At 54.3% G+C, this 1,270-nt stretch carries 1 protein-coding gene; it reads right to left on the bottom strand.

Annotated elements, in window-relative coordinates; translation table 11 throughout:
• Positions 1–164: 164 nt before the first annotated feature.
• Entirely contained in the window at positions 165–1,178 is a 1,014-nt protein-coding gene (locus tag ACOCD2_RS20450) for a hypothetical protein (protein WP_419625998.1), read from the bottom strand.
• Between the last annotated feature and the right edge of the window lie 92 nt (positions 1,179–1,270).

Raw genomic sequence — 1,270 nt, 5'->3', positions numbered from 1 at the left:
TGTTATCTCCAAAACCTGAAGGCTGTTACCCGCCGGTAGGTGGCCACTACCGCCTGATGGGGCCAGTAGGGGGTGACGGGGGCTATGTGGAAGCGCCCTCCAAAAAGCTCATGATAATTAGAAAATGCCAGCAATTGTCCATTGAAAACACCCAAAAAACAGCTTTAGAAGCGGAGGTCCTTCTGAGCGGCTTGTTCCGGCGGCTTTTTGATGGTCGCCCAGGGCGGCGGGTAGGCCACCATGACATCCTGGTGGGCGACAAACACCCGCCAGTTGCCCTCACCGTCCGGTCCGGTGATAACTGTATAAGCATCATCGGGCATCACGGTTTTCAGCACCTTGAAACCATCAACAGCCGCTGTGAATTCAGGGCCTTCCCAGACATAATCATAGAAAGCTTGCTGAATTTCCATGGGGTAATTCGTCCATTCCGGCAGCCAGAGAAAGGTCGATACCACGGTACCAACACCAAACAGCTGGCTTAGTGGATTTTTCTCATCAAGCACGAGCGTTTCGATCCAGGCATTGCCGAACTCCGCGGCGCTGGGCACGGTGGGGTTGGGCCGGCCGCACATGAGCGCGCGCTGATGGATAATTCCTGGAATAAACCGGCCGTAAGCGCCCACCCGCGGATAGGTATGGTAATGACACAGCTCCGTGCTCACCAGTTGCTCACCCAGCCGCCGCGTACCCTCGGCCAGCGCTTCATCCACCGGTAAACGATTCAGGTCAGGATAAGGCGCATAAATCGTCAGCGATGGCATGTGCATGGTTTTGCCTTCCTTGGATTTCTCAATAATATGCGAATCGATGTCGACCAGGGTCAGCCACAGCGGCCCCAGGGTCGGCCCGCTGCTGAACAGGTGCATGCCGATGTTGGCGACATCCAGAACATTGTTGGTCACCCGTGACCAGTCAGGATGACTGGCGGCATATTGACGGGCAAAACCCAGCACATAGGGTTTTCGGGTGGCGGAGAACACATACTGCCCACTTTCAAAAAGAGATTTCCTGTATCCTTTGAACGTAGCAGTTCTGTCATGTATGGCGTGCTGTTTCTCCAGTTCCAGCAAGGCAGCCGGCGTTACAGGCACTGGAATGGGGACCTGCGGACCAAGTTTATTATTCTTTCGTGCCAGGTTGGTCGAACAGCCAAACAACGGCAACAGCAGGGACAATACGATGATTTGGGTTATCGTTTTCATGGAACAGGGCTCGTGAAAGTGGCTATGGAACAGGGCTGCAGGTTCTTGGGTCATAATCGTAAGTC

Origin of the sequence: Thiolapillus sp., assembly GCF_048562965.1 — a bacterium.
GTDB classification, from domain to species: Bacteria; Pseudomonadota; Gammaproteobacteria; order Chromatiales; family Chromatiaceae; genus Thiolapillus; species Thiolapillus brandeum_A.
Note: the sequence above shows the minus strand (reverse complement) of the source record. Positions and strands in the feature narration are given on the sequence as shown.